Here is a 17,160-nt window from a genome sequence, read left to right as displayed (position 1 = left end):
AGATGGCCGACATCTGGTGGAAAGCCCACCCCCACGACCTGCACCGCGTCTCCGACCGTGTCTCCAGCGTCTACGTCGAGCGCAGTCACATCGACCGTGACGAGAACGCCGTGGTCATCATCAACAAGCGCGAGACCGTCCGCGTCCCCGCCGCGATGGTCGCAGTCATGTTGATGGGCCCGGGAACCCGTGTCACTCACGGCGCGATCCGCCTGCTCGCCGATTCCGGCACCACCGTGTGCTGGGTCGGCGAACAGGGCGTCCGAATGTACGCCGCCGGACTGGGCCCCGCACGCGGTGCCGGGCTCCTACACCGCCAAGCCTGGCTCGTCACCCGCACCAAGGAACGACTGAACGTCGCCCGCGCCATGTACGGGATGCGCTTCCCCGGAGAGGACGTCTCCACCGCCACCATGCAGCAACTACGCGGACGTGAAGGATCACGCATCCGCAAGCTCTACCAGGCGCACTCACAGCGCACCGGCGTCGCCTGGAACCGCCGCGAATATCGCGCCGGCGACGCCCACGCCGCAGGTGACGACCTCAACCGCCTTCTATCGGCCGCCAATGCCGCCCTCTACGGCATCTGCCACGCCGTCATCGTCGGCATCGGAGCCAGCCCTGGCCTCGGATTCGTCCACACCGGTTCCGCCATCTCGTTCGTCCTGGACGTTGCCGACCTCTACAAAGCCGACTACACCATCCCGCTGGCCTTCGACCTCGCTGCCAAAGGCCTCACCGAAGAACGAGACGCCCGCATCGGCCTGCGCGACCGTATCGCTCAGACCCGGCTCCTCAATCGCATCGTCACCGACATCAAAACCCTCCTCGCCCCCGAAGGTTCAGATCTCCCCGACGAGGATCTGAACCAACTCTGGGACGAACAACTCGGCACCGTCGCAGGCGGCACCAACTGGGCCGATGAATCCGACCTGGCCATCAACCTCGGCCTCAACCTCGTCCAACCAACAATGGGCGAAGACCACATCGCTATCATCGGCCCCGAATTCGACACTCCCGGCCCCACCTCATGACCGTCATCGTCCTGATCGCCGCTCCCGAAGGACTCCGCGGCCACCTCACGCGCTGGATGATCGAAGTCAACGCCGGAGTCTTCGTCGGTAACCCCAGCCGTCGTATCCGCGACCGCCTATGGGACCTGCTGTCCACTCGCATCGGAGACGGCCAAGCCATCCTCGTCGAGCCCGCCAACAACGAACAAGGCTGGACTGTCCGCACCGCAGGCACAGACCGTTGGCACCCCACCGACTACGACGGCCTCATCCTATCGGCCCGCCGCCGAATCCAACCGAATGAAAACCGCCTCCCCACCACCTAATTGCCCAGCTCAGCAAGCCTCGCCCCCGCGCACGCGGGGATGCTCCCTGTCTAACTCTCTAACTGTCGTGCGTTCTAACCTCGCCCCCGCGCACGCGGGGATGCTCCCTCGCCGACACGACCCCGTGTTGGTACGACCACCTCGCCCCCGCGCACGCGGGGATGCTCCGCTGACTCAGAGGGACCTGGGGAAGCACGTGAGCTCGCCCCCGCGCACGCGGGGATGCTCCGCCATGGGACACCCCCGACCGTGATCTCTGTGGCTCGCCCCCGCGCACGCGGGGATGCTCCGCGTTCGACAGGGAGGGAAGCCCCGACCTGGCGCTCGCCCCCGCGCACGCGGGGATGCTCCCCCACGCCCGAGCAGCGGCAGGCCGCCCGCCAGCTCGCCCCCGCGCACGCGGGGATGCTCCCGCCGCTACGAGATCCGGGCGGGCCGGGCCCGCCTCGCCCCCGCGCACGCGGGGATGCTCCCCACCTGCGCGAGCTGGCGGTCGCGGCGAACGGCTCGCCCCCGCGCACGCGGGGATGCTCCCGGCGACCTCGTACTCCAAATCGCCGGGTCCACCTCGCCCCCGCGCACGCGGGGATGCTCCTCAGCGTCGCGGGACACCGGTATGCCGCAGCGGCTCGCCCCCGCGCACGCGGGGATGCTCCCCCACCTGTGCGTCCCGCCCGCGGCAACGGACGCTCGCCCCCGCGCACGCGGGGATGCTCCCGGTCCGGCGCGCGACATCGGCATCCACCCCTCCTCGCCCCCGCGCACGCGGGGATGCTCCCGCCTCGGCGACAGCGCGCTGGAGGTCGTCCTCCTCGCCCCCGCGCACGCGGGGATGCTCCCTTCACAGTGACGCAGGACGCCAGACTTTGGCACTCGCCCCCGCGCACGCGGGGATGCTCCTTTGACAGGGCAGAGGGTCAAGCAACACCTCTCCTCGCCCCCGCGCACGCGGGGATGCTCCCCGTCAGCCGTGGGACCTGGAGCTGCTGCTGAACTCGCCCCCGCGCACGCGGGGATGCTCCCCTAGGCATACATCCTTGGGATCGTTAAGAGCGCTCGCCCCCGCGCACGCGGGGATGCTCCGTACAGTGGGCAGACTCTCGTATGAGGATGCACCTCGCCCCCGCGCACGCGGGGATGCTCCGCGGTCAGACATTGGTCTCTCTTCCGTTGACGACTCGCCCCCGCGCACGCGGGGATGCTCCCGCCGACTGGGAGGGCGAGGTCACCTACACCGCCTCGCCCCCGCGCACGCGGGGATGCTCCGTCGTACTTGAACTTGTTGCCGGACACGGTGAGCTCGCCCCCGCGCACGCGGGGATGCTCCCGCGGGCTCGCTGCTCAAGGCCGCCGGCCAGGCCTCGCCCCCGCGCACGCGGGGATGCTCCTCTTCTGGCAAGAGCCGCATGTCCGGGGTCGGCCTCGCCCCCGCGCACGCGGGGATGCTCCCAGGTCACCGGTCGAGTGATCGGTGATGGTCAGCTCGCCCCCGCGCACGCGGGGATGCTCCGTTCCGGTTCCGCACCGTGCTGGTGCTGGTGGCCTCGCCCCCGCGCACGCGGGGATGCTCCGTTCCGGTTCCGCACCGTGCTGGTGCTGGTGGCCTCGCCCCCGCGCACGCGGGGATGCTCCCCAGCGGAGTAGCCTCATAGGACTTGTCGCTAGCTCGCCCCCGCGCACGCGGGGATGCTCCGTCGCTGGCGCAGTCACAAGCGGACGCGCTGTCCTCGCCCCCGCGCACGCGGGGATGCTCCTCTCGCCATGTCGGCCAACCCCATTCGGTTGGTCTCGCCCCCGCGCACGCGGGGATGCTCCCTCCTTGGTGTAGGTCAGCGCGTTGCCGTAGACCTCGCCCCCGCGCACGCGGGGATGCTCCGGAGATGGCCGTGCTCGCGGGCATGGTGCAGGGCTCGCCCCCGCGCACGCGGGGATGCTCCCCGCCTGTTCCGTGACACGTTCGCGAACTACGGCCTCGCCCCCGCGCACGCGGGGATGCTCCCACCAGGACGGGAGTCTGCTGCATTACTGAGGCCTCGCCCCCGCGCACGCGGGGATGCTCCTGAGCCCCGCCCTCTCGCCCCCGCGCACGCGGGGATGCTCCCCTAGAGGTAACCATCAGTGTGTGAATGGTGTGCTCGCCCCCGCGCACGCGGGGATGCTCCGGAGCTGCCCAAGGACAAGAAGAAAAAGGACGCCTCGCCCCCGCGCACGCGGGGATGCTCCGGAGTACAGCCACATCATCCCGGCGCTTCTGAACTCGCCCCCGCGCACGCGGGGATGCTCCGCCGGGGCCATCTGGAAAAGCTTGTAGGCCAGTCTCGCCCCCGCGCACGCGGGGATGCTCCCCACGCCATGGTGCTCAGCATGACCGCCAGGCCCTCGCCCCCGCGCACGCGGGGATGCTCCGTAGGGGATGCCGCCCTCCTGTGGATCCACGGGCTCGCCCCCCGCGCACGCGGGGATGCTCCGTGGACCGTCTAACACGCGGTGGGCCCGGAGTCCTCGCCCCCGCGCACGCGGGGATGCTCCCGCCAGGCGGATCGCGTGTGCGGGCTCGTCGGGCTCGCCCCCGCGCACGCGGGGATGCTCCTGCCCGCTCGTACAGGGCATGGTCTACACGATTCTCGCCCCCGCGCACGCGGGGATGCTCCGGTCCGAGCCTGGGCCAGGGCGAGCGGCATACCCTCGCCCCCGCGCACGCGGGGATGCTCCCTCCGCGCATCACCTTTTGCTGGCGTGGGAGCCCTCGCCCCCGCGCACGCGGGGATGCTCCCGGCAGGAACGCGTCGATCACCCCGGCGATGCCCTCGCCCCCGCGCACGCGGGGATGATCCCTGGGGTGCCACCTGCGGCAGGACCGCGAGCAGCTCGCCCCCGCGCACGCGGGGATGCTCCACGCCCGTCCGGGGTGGTGCACCTTCCGCGCCACTCGCCCCCGCGCACGCGGGGATGCTCCGCCTGCGGGGACGGCGACGGTCTTGTGCGTGGTCTCGCCCCCGCGCACGCGGGGATGCTCCGGCCCTGAGATTTCTACTACGCCACGTTTTTGGCTCGCCCTCGCGCACGCGGGGATGCTCCCTCTACGAAAGGGCTGGCATTCCTTGGACGGAACTCGCCCCCGCGCACGCGGGGATGCTCCGTGTTCGACCGGGCGACCCGAGCCCGCGCGGTGCTCGCCCCCGCGCACGCGGGGATGCTCCCTCCCACGTGGTGGCGGACACGTCGAGCTCGACCTCGCCCCCGCGCACGGTGGACGGCAGTAGCCAGTCAGCCGAGAGTTCTGGGCGGTGTCGTGGTGCAGGGTGCGGCGCGCTAGCTTGTGGTGTGGCGGTGTGCGGACGCGGTCCGGAGCACCGCCGTCGGGCGGAACAGCCCAGTCGGATGCCCTGAGGGCCGACGTGTGATTCGCTGCTGTACGCGCTCGTGCTGTTCAGCTACCTTGCTTACGCAAGATCTCAATCGCATGAGTCACATCCGGGACGACGTGATCGGCGTTGTGCTCTACAGCGGGCCATGTTCCTCGGTCGATCCAGATGGTGCGCAGACCTGCGGCGCGTCCGCCGGCCACATCGGCGATCAGGTTGTCTCCAATCACCCAGCCGCCTCCGTCGAGTGTCACACCGGAACGGCGTGGGGCTTGCGAATGCCCTCGACGCCGGAGAGCGCATAGGCGTCCACGACATCAGCCAAGCCAGTGTTGCAGATCTTGCCGAGCTGGTTGTTGGCCATGCCGTTCGTCACGATCGCCACCAGCCACCCCGACGCTCGTAGCCGGGTGAGCCCGTGTAGGACGTCGGGACGGCAGCAGACGAGATGGGGCATGCGCTTGCGGTATTGGCTCCACAACTCGTCGACCGAATCTGGCAGGGCGAAGTACTCGCAGACCTTGGTAAAGAACTCTTCTCGATGCGGATGACCTGCCCGGTCCAACTCGATGAACCACTCCACCGCTTTCCCCCGAGACTGCGCTCATTGACGAGCTCCTCAACCCACCTTCGGAACGCCTGGTCCAGGTTGATAAGGGTGTTGTCCAGGTCGAAGAGCGCAAGCCGTTGCACAGCCGCACATCCTACGGGGCCTGGTCCCTGGCGACAGCAGAGTACACACGCGCACCCTGGTCGCTCGGCGGGCCGGGGCAAAGGCCCGGACCTTCGATCGCCCTCAGCTCTGTGCGGTGACCAGCCACAACGCGATCGAAACCTGTATCGGTGTGATGGCCTACCCCTAGCCAGCCACGACGACGGGCACTTACTGGAACCACCGAGCACGGGGATGTTCTCGACGTGCCGTAGTCAAGTGATCTCCGTGACAGCGGCCAGCGGGACAGGTAGCAGGTGGCCGACTGCCCGTTGGCATGACGAGGACCGAAGGGAGCGACTCTCATTGTCTTACTGGCGGCTTCTGCCGGCCTCACGGGGCACGCGGGGCGGTGCGTGCCCGGACCGGCCGAAGAGCCGCAGCCGGGCACGCTTGCCGACCGGCGCGCCCCGGCGGGTCGCGAAGCGGGCCGCCTTTAAAGACGAGAAGAAAGTCCTCATCCGGGTGTCGTCGAGGTCGCTGACCGAGGGTGCTTCAGTCGGTCGATGTTGCCGAGTGGTTCACTGGGACGAGGCTGATGGCTCGTCGTCCTGGTCGGTGTCGTCTTCCGGGGTGATCTGCTCGGGTGGCTGGCCTGTCGAGGGATCGGCGGCGAAGGTGCCGATGTTCTTGACCGTGTAGATCAGACCCTCGTCCAAGAGTGCGTTGATCACCTTGCGGGCTGTCCGGCGTGCGATGCCGAACTCTTGGGCCATGCGCGGTTCGCCAGGGATGGGATGTCCGGGCTTGTAGACGCCTGCTTTGATACGGCGTCGCATCTCGGTCAGTACCTGCTCTGACTTGGGCTGATCAGGCCGGAAGTCGATCACACCTATGACGATAGGAAGCGGTCGGTAGGGGCGGGTCATGAGACGTTACGGGGCGTACCGATCGGCAGGGGTAGGCAAGAGTAGTCAGGGCTGTTTATCCTGGGCGCATGGAAGCACCGGACCGGGACTCCCGTGAGGGGTCGGAGTGGGTTCTGCCTGGCCAGCTGGATGTGAGTAGGCCCAGCGTGGCGCGGATGTATGACTACTACTTGGGCGGTAAGGACAACTTCGAGGTTGATCGGCGGCATGCCGAGGAGGTGATCCGGCGGTCTCCGCATGTTCCGTTGATGGCTCGGGCCAATCGGGAGTTCCTGGGCCGTGCGGTGCGGTTCCTGGCCGGTGAGGCCGGTATCCGGCAGTTCATCGACATCGGGACCGGTCTGCCGACGCGAGAGAACGTCCATCAGGTGGCCCAGAGGACCGATCCGCGGGTGCGGGTGGTCTATGTGGACAATGACCCGCACGTGTTGTCGCATGCTCGGGCGCTGCTGGCTGACAACCCGAACACGCACGCGATGGGCGGTGACCTGCGCCGGCCGTGGGAGATCTTGGGTGATCCGCACGTGCGGGGGGTGATCGACTTCTCCGAGCCGGTGGCGGTGCTGCTGTGTGCGGTCTTGCATTTCATCGCCGATCGTGAGGACCCGTACGGGATCGTCTCGACGTTGATCAGGGCGATGGCCCCGGGGTCGTATCTGGTGGTTTCCCATGCGGAGCGGCACAGGGAGCTGGCAGGGGTGGCCGATTCCTACCGCGGTGCGAGCGCTCCGGCGGTGCTGCGTTCGTGTGTGGAGATCGCCGAGTTCTTCGACGGCTTGGAGTTGCTCACCCCTGGGGTGGTGTATCTGCCGTTGTGGCGGCCGGACGGGCCGGTGTTCTTGGAGGACAGCCGTGTGCTGGCCTATGGCGGGATAGGACGCAAGCGGTGACCGCTCCTGGGCCGGCGGGCGCACAGGTTCCGGTCGTCGGCGGGCTCTCGGCGGTGCGGCGTTCCCCGGCCACGGTGGCCGTGCTGCGGTTGAGCCGGGAGTTGGAGTCCTTGGGGATCACCGCTGACCCGCACGAGGGGGATCAGGTGGCGGCGCTGTCGGTGTGGGAGGGCTTGGTGGTCTGGTGCGAGATCGGTACTGCCGGCCTGCATTACCGCTGGTGGACCGGCCGGGTATCCGAGCGTACGGGGCGGTGGGTCTACACCTGGTGTCCCATTCGTGACCCCTCAACGGCGGCACGACGCATAGCCGCCCGTTACCGGGAGCTGCGGGGGCTCAATGCTGAGAGCGGGTCTGGTCGTGGCTGAGCTGGAGATCGTCTGGGTGACGTCGGCGAAGGTGCACGCCTTGAGACATGGGATGGTCGGCGGGGTGCGGGCCTTCACCTTGAACATGATCTGCCGGCCTTACGAGCTGCGCTGCAAGCTCCCCGGTCCGAAGGGGGCCCAGGAGATCGAGAGGTTCGCCAGCGAGGAAGCCGCCTACGCGCGAGCGCGCGACAAGGTCGCCGAGTTCCTGCAACTGTTCGGCCAGGTGCTCCCTGCCGCCGCCTCGGCACAAGGCGGGCCATGACCGCGCCGATCGCTCACCAGGACCGTGCCGTTGTGAACGCTTCTCAACGGCCGTTGCCGTTGAGTGAGCCCGATCGCCGAGAGCGCAGCGACTGTGCGCACCTGCGGGTGCGCTGGACGTGGATCTGGCCCTACGTCGGCCACCTGCCCGGCGGCGCCACCTGCGGGGACTGCGGCACCTGGTGGCGACTGGACCTCATCCCGCCGGCCGTGCTTGAGCGTCTTCCGCAAGCGGACGCCCCGCGTGAGATGGCGAGGTGAGGGTGTGAAACGCGTCGGCGATCTCGCGGGCCGCCTGGTCGGGGCCGATGCGGTCGGTATGGAGGCGCAGATGAAAGAAACCCTCGTCGCTACCGGTCTCCAGGTCGGTGAGCGTCTCTTCCCACGCGGCCAGGCGCTGCGCGGTGTCGACGTCCCCGCGGTGGCGCGACCGTTGCTCGCAGACCTCACGCGGGACCCACAGCAGGACGCGCAACCAGGGGTCTCGGTCGACGAGGCGGCGCAGGTCGGCGATGTTGCCGATGTGGGCGACCGGGATAAGCCCGGCTTGGCCCATGTCGTCGATCTCGGCGCGGTCGATGGCGTAGGTGTTGCCGTACCGGTAGGTCTCGGCGAGCGTGCGGCCGGCCTGGCGCAGCTCGTCGAGTCGGGCGGCGGTGACGAGGTGGTATTCCTCGGCTCGCCCGGTGCCGACCTTGAGCTTGCGCAGCAGCCGAAACCGGGGGTCGAGCCGGTGCAGGGCCTGGGTGGTGGTGCTCTTGCCGCTGGTGGGCGGGCCGTACAAGACGACTCCTGTTGGTGGCGTCACGCGAGGATGCGCTTGAGCGCGTCGCGGGTCTGGTCGGCAAGGCTGATGGCCGAACCTAGCCGGTTGTCGACGGTGAGGTGTGCGGTGGGCGGGGCCTTGTCGGTGTCCAGGCCGGCGACGTACTGGTCCCAGTTGGCCAGCTTCCACGCGTCCCGTGCGGCTCCCCGGAATTCGATGTACTCGCGCATGGACTCCGGGTCGCAGCGAACCCAGATCGCGGCGACGTCGATGCCCTTGGCCGCGCACCGGTTCTCCAGCCGGGTGAACCATGCCTCGTCGCGCAGTTCGGTGATGAACGGCGCCGAGAGGATCGCCGAGGTCCCGCAGTTGAGGTTGTCCCATGCCGATTCCATCAGGCACCGGTACTCCAGTGGCCGTACCTCGGTGAGGTACAGCTCGGTGTGCCGGTCGTTGGCGTCGCTGCCAAGGGAGATGAGCAGCCGTTCGGCCATGGACCGGGTGAGGGAGTCCTTGTCCAGGAACGCCCAGCCGGTGATGTCGGACAGGAACCGGGAGAACTCGGTCTTGCCCGATCCGGCATATCCGCCCACGAGAACGAGGATGGGCTTGGGGCTTCCTCCGCCGTGGCGCCGGCGCCAGGCGTCGACCACGCGGGCACGTAGAGCGGCCTGGGGAGAGCTGTCGCTCTGGATGCCGTCGACAGAGACTTTGGTGAACGCCTCCTCGATGACCAGGGCGGCGGCGTTGTCGGCGGCAGGGTCGACGGGCGCAGGCAATTCGGAAATCACAATTTCCGCTTTCTGTGATTCGCCGGGCAACGGCAGACGAAATCCAAGCTCGGGTTCGGTGGCCTGATACAGCAGGCAGTACGCGCGGCGGTAGTGCGGGCCTGGGTAAATGGTCCCGTTCTCATGTCCCCAGATGGTCTGGAAGTTGGCCGCCGGCACGGTGAGGCCGTGGCGCTCGGCCGTCTGTCGTAGCTTGTCGCCTGCTCCTTCGAGGGTCAGGCCGTGGGCTTCGCGATGCTCCCGAAGCTTGGCGGGGGTCCAGCCTTGGCGCTGGGTCGTCTTCAAGTGCGTCCCTTCACGTTCACGCTCGGGGGAAGCGGGCAGTTTCGGCGGTGCATGTGAAAACGCTCGTGTAAACCGCTGATGAGACGGCGTGAAGAAGCTTAACTAGAGCCGCGTGATACAGAAAAGCCCGTAATCACGGTGAACTTGAGGCATCCCACAGAGACGTAACCCCGGGCAGGGAGGCCACCGTGAACACCGGCACGCAACAGCGAATCGCCGACGAGCTAGCCGGCATCGCCGCGGAACTCGACGAGCTCAGTCGCCGCGTCCATGAGATCGCTTCGGCTCTTGGAAGACCGCCGATTCAAGATCGGCAAGCCGGTTCCCCAGATCCCCCAGAGTCTCCCGAATCTGGCTGATCTGCTTCAAGATCTGCTCGTTGGTGTCCTCGGCGGGCTCGCTGCGGCCCCTAGGCTGCGCGTCCACCTCTGCCGGGTCGCGGACGAACACGCCCTTGCCTTGCTGGCCGATCACGAACCCTTCGGTTCGCAGCACGCTGATCGCTGACTTCACCACGCTGGCCGAGACCTCGTAGCGCTGGCAGAGCTGGGCGATCGACGGCAACGCCTGCCCCGGCGGCAAGGCGCCGGATCGGATCTGCCCGCGCAGCTCGTCGGCTATCTGCAAGTAGCCGGGCCGGCCGGTGTTCTGCACCATCGCTCGCTCCTTCGCTCCTGCCAAGTTCACCACGCGACGACTCCCATGCCAACCAAGCGCCCATAGAACTCCTTGACAACTTAGAATTCCAAGTGTTCCATGAGGCCTAAGAATCCCATTTGAGAGGAACCCGCGACCATGCGCACCATCCCGATCCCCGTCGACACCAACAAGCTTCAGTTCACCTGCGTCAAGGCCGCACGGCCCCGCCTGGTCAACAAGGAGACCGGCGAGATCAAGAAGGACAAGAACGGCAACATCGTCTACGAGGTCACGGTGACGGTCGAAGACGACTTCGGCCGCCTGGAACTCCTCAAGATCGGCACCTCGGCCGAGCCGGACATCTCCCCCGGCGACGAGATCACCCCGGTCGGCCTCATCGGCTACGTGTGGGAGCAGACCATCCAGGGGGCGAATCGCTGGGGCATCTCCTACAAGGCCACTTCGTTCGTCCAGGCCGCCTCGGGCATGCCTGCGGGGGTGGCGTGATGAGCATCCTCGACGTCATCCCCCCTCCGCTGTTCATCGCCCTCGGCGTGCTGGTCGCCCTGCGCTTGTGGCGGCGCGTGGCGCCGGTGTCGTTCTGGTACCTGGTCGGGTTTCCGCTCAAGGCGGTACGGCTGCGCTGGACCTGGCGGCACGTCGCCTCCGGGTGCGGGCTCACCAAGAAGCGTCACCGCTGGTGGTTCACCGTCGTCCCCAACATGGTCGCCTCGACCGGCGTCGTCCGGGTCAAGCGGCGCTTTCAGCGGGTCGCGGTCGACACCAAACCGTGGATGAAGCTGCCCCGGCTGGTACGGCACGGGTGGCGCGTCACCTTCCACCTGCTCGACGGCCAGATCCCTGAGGACTATGCCAAGGTGTGCGAGCGGCTCGCGCACGCCTGGCGGGTGGAAGCGGTCCGGGTGGTCGGCTCGCGGCCTGGCCGCGTCACCTTACAGGCGACCACACGCGACCCTTTAGCCCACGTCATGCCGGCCACGCCTGCCGATGATCCGGAGTCGGGCTGGACGGCTGCCGACCTGCTGCGACCGGTGGTCGGCGTGTTGGAGACCGGCGCCCCCTGGCATCTGGACTTCCGGCTCATCCCGCACTGGATGAATGTCGGCGCCACCCAATCGGGCAAATCCAACCTGATCAACGCGCTGCTCGTGGCGCTCGCCCGCCAACCCGTCGCGATCATCGGCTTTGACCTCAAAGGCGGGGTCGAGCTGTCTCCCTACGCGCCGCGGTTGTCGGCCCTGGTGACGACCAGAGCCGACGCGGTGAGACTCCTGGCTGAGCTGATCGGGGTGATGGGCGCCCGGATGCTGGCCTGTCGCCGGCACGGCACCCGCGACATCTGGCAGCTTCCCGACGCGCTGCGGCCGATCCCGATCCTGCTGCTGGTCGACGAGCTGGCTGAGCTGTTCCTGACCGCCGACAAGGCCGAGAAGGACGAGGTCACCAAGACCGCGACCGCGCTGCTGCGGATCGCCCAGCTCGGGCGGGCCTTCGGTATCCACCTGGTGCTGTCGGGGCAGCGGATCGGCTCCGACCTCGGCCCCGGGGTGACCGCGCTGCGCGCCCAGATCGGCGGGCGGGTTTGCCACCGGGTCAACGATCCCGAAACCGCCGTGATGACCCTGGGCGACCTCGACCCAGACGCCCTGGTCGCCGCCCGGTCGATCCCGCCGGAGATGCCCGGCGTGGCGGTGGTGACCGGCGCCGATGGCCGCTGGACCCGTGCCCGGTCCGGCTACGTCTCCACCACGGCGGCCGAACAGGCCGCCCAGACCTTCGCCGATCGGGCTCCGTCCTGGGAGCAGGTCAAGGCCAGCGGCCTGGGCCACGAGCTGGACAGCGGCGCACACCCCGAGATCGCGGCCTGAAAGGAGAGGTTCCGATGGGCACAACGCGCGGACGTGCGGCCGATCTGGCCGGGTGGTTGCTGGACTCCGGGCCGGTGGCCGTGGTGGCCCTGATCGCCGGCGCGGGCTCCTTCACCCACATCCGCGACACCGCCACCCAGTACGGGCAAACCGGCTGGATGGCCTGGGCCGTGGCAGTCTGCGTCGACCTCACCTGCGTCATGGCCGCCCGCGAACGGCAACGCGACAAGAAGACCGGCCGCGTACGGTCCGGCCTGGTGTCCTGGCCCACCCTCGTCCTCGTCGGCGGGATCGTGTTGTCCCTGGCCGCGAACCTGGCACAGGCCGACACCTCGGTCTGGGGCTGGGTCACCGCGGCGACCCCGGCCGTGGCGTTCCTGGTCGCGGTCTCCATGCTCGAACGCCGCGCCGTCCCAGGACCGTCCTCGTCCTCATCTCCCGTCCCCGCGTCGGTCCCCGTCCCCGGCTCGTCCCCGCGCCCCGTCCCCGATCCGATCCCTTCGACGGCGCTCGTCCCTGCCTCCGTCCCGCCCGTCCCCGTGGCTGCTGCGTCCGTCCCTGTCCAGGGCGGCGACACCGCAGGGCAGGACGACACCTCGCCTGCCTCTGGTGGGCTGCTCGACTACGCCCGGCGCGTCGCGGCCGAACATCACGCCCGGCACGGCAGACCGATCACTCGCGACACCTTACGCGCTCGGCTCGGTGTCTCCAACCAGCTCGCCACCGAGCTATTGCGGCAACTGCGCAACATCCCCGATCCCGCATGACCTGGAAGGGACCTCTCGTGATGGTTCGCACCCCCGGCCGCCTGGCCGTCATCAACGGCCTGCGCGACCTGGCCGATTTCCTGGACACCAACCCCGATGTCCCCGCCCCTTGGGGGCCGATCTCCATCTACTTCTACCCCCTCGGTACCGACGAGGAGATCCGCGCCCAGGTCGACCACGTCGCCCGGCTGCTCGGCTCCGACGTGGACGCCGACGAGCTCGCGGTGGGCCACTACTCGACGGGGATCACGTTCGGCATCGCCGAGTACAAGGCGGTGGGCCTGCTCGCCGCCTCCCGAGCCCGATGGGCCGCCCGCAGGAGCTACGAGGACTCCATCACCCTCGACACCGACCCCACCAACGCCGCCCCCGGCGCCTGAACGGAGAACTTCCATGCGTATCCGCCTCGACGGCTCCCGCTCCGAGATCTCTTACGCGCTCTACCAGCTCCGCAAGATCTTCCGGGTCACCTCGGTCTCCAACCCGCACCCCAACCGCGGTCGACGGTCGGACTTCCGGCTCTACGCCCAGATCAACCCTCGCGACATGCGGGACTGGAGGTAAGGGCGTGGACGACGAATTCACCGTGATCCGCTACCGCTGCGCCACCTGCGGCGGGACCGGCGTCGACAGCCTGGCCGACACCTGCGCCGACTGCGACGGAACCGGAGCAGACAACCACGGGGCCTAGCCCCGGCGCCCCCGGCGTGACCGCACAACCGCCAAGTCACACGCCACGTCGGGGGCCATCCCCACACCGAACCTCGAAGACCCGGAAGGGACACGCCCCATCATGCCCAACACCACCAACTCACACACGGTAGCCGGGATGATCGCCCGACTCCACGACCCCCAATATGGCCGGTGGGCCGCTCAGATCCGCGCGACCGGCGGATGCCGCCAGCCGATCCATCTACGCGGGAGGGTCCGGCACATCGACGCCGCGACCGGCCAAGTCCTCCACACCTACAGCACCAGCCGGGAACCCGGCGGCGTGCTCCGCGTGCAGTGCAAGACCCGGCGGGCCTCGCGATGCCCGGCCTGCGCCGAGATCTACCGCGCCGACACCTACCAGCTCATCCGCGCGGGCTTGGCTGGCGGCAAGGGCGTCCCCGAAACCGTCAGCGCTCACCCGGCGCTGTTTGTCACCCTTACCGCGCCCTCGTTCGGCGCCGTTCACACCCGACGGGAGCAGGGTGGCAAGGTTCTGCCCTGCCACCCTCGGCGCGACGCCGGGACCTGTCCCCACGGGCGTCCTCTGTCCTGCACCGCCCGGCACGGCGACGAGGAGAGCTACCTTGGCGAACCGCTCTGCCCGGAGTGTTACGACTACGCCGGTAGCGTGCTGTTCAACGCCCTGGCCCCCGAACTGTGGCGCCGCTTCACCCTCGCCCTGCGTCGGCACTTGGCCAAACTCCACGGCCTGACGGTCAAGGACCTGGGCGGACACCTGGTCATCTCGTTCGCCAAGGTCGCTGAGTACCAACGGCGCGGCGTCGTCCACTTCCATGCCGTTATCCGCCTCGATGGGCCCGGCGGGCCCGACACCCCTCCTCCCGCCTGGGTCGGCCGTGACGCCCTGGCGCAAGCCGTCCAACACGCGGCCGGCGCGGTCAGCGTCCCCGTTCCTGCCCTGACCGGTGAGCCTGCCCGTGTCCTGCGCTGGGGCGCACAGCTCGACGTTCAACCCATCACCATGCACGGAGAAGTGACAGAGCAGGCGGTCGCCGGATACATCGCCAAGTACGCCACCAAGGCCGCGGAATGCGTCGGCACCGTCGACCGGCGCATCAACTCACCCGACGAGGTAGCCGGCCTGGGCCTGCGTGACCACGCCCGGCGGCTGATCGCCGAGTGCTTCCGCCTGGCCGAACTCGACCGGCTCAACGAGCTACGGCTCGCCCAATGGGCACACATGCTCGGCTTCCGCGGCCACTTCTCCACCAAATCCCGCCGCTACTCCACAACCCTCGGCGCCCTGCGCGCCGCCCGCGTCGACCACATGCGGGACGAGGAGATCAGCACCGGACGCCTGCCCCTGTTCGACGAGGACACCGTTCTCGTGGTCGCGCATTGGGAGTACGCCGGCCGCGGCCTGTCCGCCGGGGAACAGGCCCTCGCCGCGTTCCTGACCGGGCGGTCTGAGCCTGCTACGTCGGCACTTGTGGAGGTTGGCCCATGAGCCGCCGCGACGAACTCATGCCTCTGTCCCAGGTCCTCGAAGAGCTGGGCGGCATCTCTCGCCGGACGTTCTACCGCTGGCATGAGCTGGGCCGCGCACCCGTCGCCGTGAAGCTGCCGAACGGCGATCTTTTCGTCTGGCGCAGCGATCCCACCGTGTGGCTTGAGTCCCGGCGGGAGGCCGCGTGAGGAAGCGAGACGAGCTGATGACCGTTCCAGACATCCTCGAAGAACTGGGCGGAATCTCGGTCCGCACCTTCTATCGATGGCGGGAGATCGACAAGGCCCCTAGAAGCTTCAAGCTTCCCAACGGAGAGATCCGGGTCTACCGCAGCGACTTCGAAGCCTGGATCGAATCTCTCCGGGAGGCGGCGTGAACACCAGCTATGACGTGAAGTTCTGGGACATCCGCCGTAACACGTCCAGTAAGACCGCCTCATTCGAGGTGCGCTGGAAGGTTGGCCGGCGGGGGAAGTCCAAGAGCTTTCGAACCAAGGCCCTGGCCGAGAGCTTCCTATCCGACATGCGACAGGCGGCCAAGCGGGGCGAGGCGTTCGATCTGGAGACTGGCCTGCCCGAGTCGATGGTCAAGGCGAAGAACGCGCGGACCTGGCTGCAGTTCGCGCAGGCGTACATCCTGGCCAAGTGGCCTCACTCCGCGGCTAAGTCCCGTGAGGGTATGACGGACAGCCTGACCGGCGTCACGCTCGCGCTCCTGCACGACCGTCCGGGCAAGCCCGATACCGGAACGCTGCGGGCGGTCCTTCGCGGGCATGTCTTCCTGCCCGATGACCGGCGGGCGCCCCTCGATTCTGAGCAGGCGGCGGCGATGCGCTGGCTCACTGCGGCGTCGCTGCCTGTCATCGAGCTGGAGGAGGCCAAGACCGCGCGTGCCGCGTTGGAGGCGATATCTGTCACCCTCGACGGCACGCGGGCGGCTGACTCCACCTTCCGGCGCAAGCGGGCGGTGTTCCATCACGCGCTGGAGTACGCGGTCGAGCTGGGGGAGCTTTCGGCAAATCCGCTCGACCGGGTGAACTGGAAGCCTGCCAAGGTCTCGGGCGAGGTAGATCGGCGCGTGGTGGTCAATCCGGCGCAGGCCCGAGAGCTACTTGTGGCGGTCACCTATGTGGGCCGGACCCGTGGAGCGATGCTGGCTGGGATGTTCGCCTGCATGTACTTCGCCGGCCTGCGGCCTGCTGAGGCGGCGGGGCTCCGCGAGAAGGACTGCCACCTGCCCGAAACCGGGTGGGGCCTGCTGACCTTGGAGGAGACTCGCCCGGAGAGTGGACGGCGGTTCTCCGACTCCGGTAAGACGCATGATGTTCGCGGGCTCAAGCAGCGTCGGCACAAGGCCATACGGGACGTGCCGATCCCGCCGGAGCTGGTGAAGATCCTCCGGGTGCACATCGAGCGGCATGGCACCGCGGCTGACGGCCGGCTGTTCCGTACTGCCACCGGCGGCGTCTTCTCCACGACGGCGTACGCCAAGGTCTGGAAGGAAGCACGAACTTACGCGCTCACGCCTGATCAGGTCGTGTCGCCCCTGGCCGGCAGGCCGTACGACCTGCGGCACGCGGCCGTCTCGCTCTGGCTCAACTCTGGGGTGCCGGCGCCTGACGTGGCCGAGCGGGCTGGGCACAGTGTTGACGTGCTGCTCCGGGTCTACGCCAAGTGCATCCATGGGCAACGCGAGATCGCCAACCAGCGAATATCGGACGCGCTGACGGTATGAAGACGATCAATCCTCGAAGGGCCACGGTCATCCCGTGGCCCTTCGATTTTGTGTGCCTGACCTGGGCAAACGGTGCAGTTTTCATCCCGCATATATCCCGCAAGCACCCGCCTGGGGCTGCATACGGTGGCATGTGGCTGCAGGTGGCGGTGATCGCCGATCAAGAGAAAAGACCAGGTCAACGGCTAGATGACCTGGTCTCTGCAGCGCACCCTGCAGGATTCGAACCTGCGACCGTCGGATTAGAAGTCCGATGCTCTATCCAGCTGAGCTAAGGGTGCTCTCGGATAATTGTGCATG

20 protein-coding genes, 1 tRNA gene and 2 CRISPR repeat arrays are annotated in these 17,160 nt (G+C 68.4%); of the genes, 14 read left to right on the top strand and 7 right to left on the bottom strand.

Going from position 1 to position 17,160, the window contains the following annotated elements; genetic code table 11:
* Positions 1–2: 2 nt before the first annotated feature.
* Both cas1e and cas2e read left to right on the top strand, forming a co-directional pair.
* Complete coding sequence (cas1e, locus tag OG589_RS27465; protein ID WP_405140665.1) at positions 3–1,034, top strand: type I-E CRISPR-associated endonuclease Cas1e; 1,032 nt, start codon at positions 3–5, stop codon at positions 1,032–1,034.
* Positions 1,031–1,339 (top strand): type I-E CRISPR-associated endoribonuclease Cas2e, encoded by a 309-nt coding sequence (cas2e, locus tag OG589_RS27460; RefSeq protein ID WP_405140664.1) that lies wholly within the window; start codon positions 1,031–1,033, stop codon positions 1,337–1,339. The genes cas1e and cas2e overlap by 4 nt, the downstream gene beginning before the upstream one ends.
* 18 nt (positions 1,340–1,357) lie before the next feature.
* Positions 1,358–3,338: a CRISPR direct-repeat array (repeat unit 28 nt; unit sequence CTCGCCCCCGCGCACGCGGGGATGCTCC).
* A 73-nt stretch (positions 3,339–3,411) separates the two neighbouring features.
* A CRISPR array of direct repeats spans positions 3,412–4,539; the repeat unit is 28 nt; unit sequence CTCGCCCCCGCGCACGCGGGGATGCTCC.
* 230 nt (positions 4,540–4,769) lie between these two features.
* Here the strand turns inward: cas2e and OG589_RS27455 are convergent.
* The 3 genes from OG589_RS27455 to OG589_RS27445 form a co-directional block, all read right to left on the bottom strand.
* Positions 4,770–4,958 carry an HAD hydrolase-like protein gene (locus OG589_RS27455; protein ID WP_405140663.1) on the bottom strand — a complete coding sequence of 63 codons (189 nt, stop codon included), beginning with the start codon at positions 4,956–4,958 and terminating at the stop codon, positions 4,770–4,772.
* Positions 4,955–5,287: an HAD family hydrolase gene (locus OG589_RS27450; protein WP_405140662.1), complete on the bottom strand. Its 333-nt coding sequence runs from the start codon at positions 5,285–5,287 to the stop codon at positions 4,955–4,957. Before OG589_RS27450 ends, OG589_RS27455 begins: the two co-directional genes overlap by 4 nt.
* A gap of 650 nt (positions 5,288–5,937) precedes the next feature.
* On the bottom strand, positions 5,938–6,246 hold the full coding sequence (locus OG589_RS27445) for a GntR family transcriptional regulator (RefSeq protein ID WP_405140661.1): 309 nt from the start codon (positions 6,244–6,246) through the stop codon (positions 5,938–5,940).
* Positions 6,247–6,353: 107 nt separating this feature from the next.
* Between OG589_RS27445 and OG589_RS27440 the strand changes: the two genes are divergently transcribed.
* Both OG589_RS27440 and OG589_RS27435 read left to right on the top strand, forming a co-directional pair.
* Positions 6,354–7,175 (top strand): SAM-dependent methyltransferase, encoded by an 822-nt coding sequence (locus tag OG589_RS27440; RefSeq protein WP_405140660.1) that lies wholly within the window; start codon positions 6,354–6,356, stop codon positions 7,173–7,175.
* 339 nt (positions 7,176–7,514) lie between these two features.
* Positions 7,515–7,808, top strand: a complete 294-nt coding sequence (locus OG589_RS27435) for a hypothetical protein (RefSeq protein WP_405140659.1) — start codon at positions 7,515–7,517, stop codon at positions 7,806–7,808.
* Positions 7,809–8,003: 195 nt separating this feature from the next.
* Here OG589_RS27435 and OG589_RS27430 read toward each other — a convergent pair whose 3' ends face one another.
* The 3 genes from OG589_RS27430 to OG589_RS27420 all read right to left on the bottom strand — a co-directional run bounded on the left by OG589_RS27430 (position 8,004) and on the right by OG589_RS27420 (position 10,306).
* Positions 8,004–8,591, bottom strand: coding sequence for a guanylate kinase (locus tag OG589_RS27430; protein WP_405140658.1), 588 nt, complete (start codon positions 8,589–8,591; stop codon positions 8,004–8,006).
* 20 nt (positions 8,592–8,611) lie between these two features.
* Positions 8,612–9,352: an AAA family ATPase gene (locus OG589_RS27425; protein ID WP_405140657.1), complete on the bottom strand. Its 741-nt coding sequence runs from the start codon at positions 9,350–9,352 to the stop codon at positions 8,612–8,614.
* A 552-nt stretch (positions 9,353–9,904) separates the two neighbouring features.
* Positions 9,905–10,306, bottom strand: a complete 402-nt coding sequence (locus tag OG589_RS27420; RefSeq protein ID WP_405140656.1) for a winged helix-turn-helix domain-containing protein — start codon at positions 10,304–10,306, stop codon at positions 9,905–9,907.
* Between the two features lie 138 nt (positions 10,307–10,444).
* On the opposite strand from OG589_RS27420, the gene OG589_RS27415 reads away from it, so the two are divergent.
* From OG589_RS27415 to OG589_RS27370, 10 genes are all read left to right on the top strand, one after another.
* The gene (locus tag OG589_RS27415; protein ID WP_405140655.1) at positions 10,445–10,795 is read left to right on the top strand and encodes a hypothetical protein; all 351 of its coding nucleotides are present in this window, start codon (positions 10,445–10,447) and stop codon (positions 10,793–10,795) included.
* Positions 10,795–12,177: an FtsK/SpoIIIE domain-containing protein gene (locus tag OG589_RS27410; protein WP_405140654.1), complete on the top strand. Its 1,383-nt coding sequence runs from the start codon at positions 10,795–10,797 to the stop codon at positions 12,175–12,177. Before OG589_RS27415 ends, OG589_RS27410 begins: the two co-directional genes overlap by 1 nt.
* A 14-nt stretch (positions 12,178–12,191) precedes the next feature.
* Positions 12,192–12,944, top strand: a complete 753-nt coding sequence (locus tag OG589_RS27405; RefSeq protein ID WP_405140653.1) for a DUF2637 domain-containing protein — start codon at positions 12,192–12,194, stop codon at positions 12,942–12,944.
* Between the two features lie 17 nt (positions 12,945–12,961).
* A complete protein-coding gene (locus tag OG589_RS27400; protein WP_405140652.1) occupies positions 12,962–13,324 on the top strand; it encodes a hypothetical protein in 363 nt (120 codons plus the stop codon).
* Between the two features lie 13 nt (positions 13,325–13,337).
* The gene (locus OG589_RS27395; RefSeq protein WP_405140651.1) at positions 13,338–13,508 is read left to right on the top strand and encodes a hypothetical protein; all 171 of its coding nucleotides are present in this window, start codon (positions 13,338–13,340) and stop codon (positions 13,506–13,508) included.
* A 4-nt stretch (positions 13,509–13,512) separates the two neighbouring features.
* Positions 13,513–13,635, top strand: coding sequence for a hypothetical protein (locus OG589_RS27390; protein ID WP_405140650.1), 123 nt, complete (start codon positions 13,513–13,515; stop codon positions 13,633–13,635).
* 138 nt (positions 13,636–13,773) lie between these two features.
* Positions 13,774–15,126 (top strand): replication initiator, encoded by a 1,353-nt coding sequence (locus tag OG589_RS27385; protein WP_405140649.1) that lies wholly within the window; start codon positions 13,774–13,776, stop codon positions 15,124–15,126.
* Positions 15,123–15,314: a helix-turn-helix transcriptional regulator gene (locus tag OG589_RS27380; RefSeq protein ID WP_405140648.1), complete on the top strand. Its 192-nt coding sequence runs from the start codon at positions 15,123–15,125 to the stop codon at positions 15,312–15,314. Before OG589_RS27385 ends, OG589_RS27380 begins: the two co-directional genes overlap by 4 nt.
* On the top strand, positions 15,311–15,502 hold the full coding sequence (locus tag OG589_RS27375; protein ID WP_405140647.1) for a helix-turn-helix transcriptional regulator: 192 nt from the start codon (positions 15,311–15,313) through the stop codon (positions 15,500–15,502). Before OG589_RS27380 ends, OG589_RS27375 begins: the two co-directional genes overlap by 4 nt.
* A gap of 14 nt (positions 15,503–15,516) precedes the next feature.
* Entirely contained in the window at positions 15,517–16,860 is a 1,344-nt protein-coding gene (locus tag OG589_RS27370; protein WP_405140646.1) for a tyrosine-type recombinase/integrase, read from the top strand.
* A gap of 207 nt (positions 16,861–17,067) precedes the next feature.
* Here the strand turns inward: OG589_RS27370 and OG589_RS27365 are convergent.
* Positions 17,068–17,141, bottom strand: a tRNA-Arg gene (locus OG589_RS27365).
* Positions 17,142–17,160 lie beyond the last annotated feature (19 nt).

It is taken from the genome of Sphaerisporangium sp. NBC_01403, from assembly GCF_045040145.1.
Lineage (GTDB): Bacteria > Actinomycetota > Actinomycetes > Streptosporangiales > Streptosporangiaceae > Sphaerisporangium > Sphaerisporangium viridialbum.
This window is presented reverse-complemented; position numbering and strand designations above follow the sequence as displayed.

What these genes read in the sequence shown, in the direction of transcription:
- cas1e (WP_405140665.1), top strand. Translation starts at nt 3, where the DNA reads ATGGCCGACATCTGGTGGAAAGCCCACCCCCACGACCTGCACCGCGTC.
- cas2e (WP_405140664.1), top strand. Translation starts at nt 1,031, where the DNA reads ATGACCGTCATCGTCCTGATCGCCGCTCCCGAAGGACTCCGCGGCCAC.
- OG589_RS27440 (WP_405140660.1), top strand. Translation starts at nt 6,354, where the DNA reads ATGGAAGCACCGGACCGGGACTCCCGTGAGGGGTCGGAGTGGGTTCTG.
- OG589_RS27435 (WP_405140659.1), top strand. Translation starts at nt 7,515, where the DNA reads ATGCTGAGAGCGGGTCTGGTCGTGGCTGAGCTGGAGATCGTCTGGGTG.
- OG589_RS27420 (WP_405140656.1), bottom strand. Translation starts at nt 10,306, where the DNA reads ATGGTGCAGAACACCGGCCGGCCCGGCTACTTGCAGATAGCCGACGAG.
- OG589_RS27415 (WP_405140655.1), top strand. Translation starts at nt 10,445, where the DNA reads ATGCGCACCATCCCGATCCCCGTCGACACCAACAAGCTTCAGTTCACC.
- OG589_RS27410 (WP_405140654.1), top strand. Translation starts at nt 10,795, where the DNA reads ATGAGCATCCTCGACGTCATCCCCCCTCCGCTGTTCATCGCCCTCGGC.
- OG589_RS27405 (WP_405140653.1), top strand. Translation starts at nt 12,192, where the DNA reads ATGGGCACAACGCGCGGACGTGCGGCCGATCTGGCCGGGTGGTTGCTG.
- OG589_RS27395 (WP_405140651.1), top strand. Translation starts at nt 13,338, where the DNA reads ATGCGTATCCGCCTCGACGGCTCCCGCTCCGAGATCTCTTACGCGCTC.
- OG589_RS27385 (WP_405140649.1), top strand. Translation starts at nt 13,774, where the DNA reads ATGATCGCCCGACTCCACGACCCCCAATATGGCCGGTGGGCCGCTCAG.
- OG589_RS27380 (WP_405140648.1), top strand. Translation starts at nt 15,123, where the DNA reads ATGAGCCGCCGCGACGAACTCATGCCTCTGTCCCAGGTCCTCGAAGAG.